The organism is Lysinibacillus sp. 10T31 (genome assembly GCF_056394365.1).
In genome coordinates, this window is the sequence record NZ_JBFTHS010000157.1 from 1 (window position 1) to 589 (window position 589).

Consider the following 589-nt stretch of genomic DNA (forward strand, 5'->3'; position numbering starts at 1 on the left):
CCCTTGGGGAACGCCGTATCAGTACCTCAATCCCGGGGTGAATTCGCTCGATGGCGGCTATGACCTGTACTCCTTTGGCGCTGACGGTGTGTCCGGTGGCGAAGGCCATGGGGCAGACATCGGCAACTGGGGAGATTGACCGATGCGTCAGGCGTGCCGGGGTTTCACTCTATTGGAGTTGATGGTGGTCATGGTGTTGATCGGCGTGCTGTTGGGCATGGCGGGTCTGGCCATCGGCAATCACCCGGCGCGTCTGGCCCGGCAGGAGGCCAACGGTTTGATCCAGTTGTTGCAGACGCTGCGTGAGCAGGCGGTGCTTGAAGGACGTGAGTATGGCCTTCGGCTGGAGCCCGAGGGTTATCAGGTGCTGGGTCTCGATGGCCAGGACTGGCGCCCGGCAGGCCGCGCTTATAGTTTACCGGAAGGCTTGCAGCTGCGTCTGGAGCAATCTGGCCAAATGTCGACGCTGGCGGGGCGTCCCGGTCAACCGCACCTGGTGTTGCTCAGCAGTGATGAAAGCACTGCGTTCACCTTGCACCTGCAAGCCGGTCAGCAATCGTTGATCAGCCTCTCCAGTGATGGTTTGAAC

Annotated in this window: 2 protein-coding genes; both read left to right on the top strand. The window is 61.1% G+C overall.

The window, feature by feature from the left end; genetic code table 11:
- The coding region (locus AC1DCY_RS27340; protein WP_477355845.1) for a type II secretion system protein GspG at positions 1-139 on the top strand (139 nt) is incomplete at its 5' end.
- A 3-nt stretch (positions 140-142) separates the two neighbouring features.
- A partial coding sequence (gspH, locus tag AC1DCY_RS27345) for a type II secretion system minor pseudopilin GspH (protein WP_477355842.1) occupies positions 143-589 on the top strand: 447 nt, incomplete at its 3' end.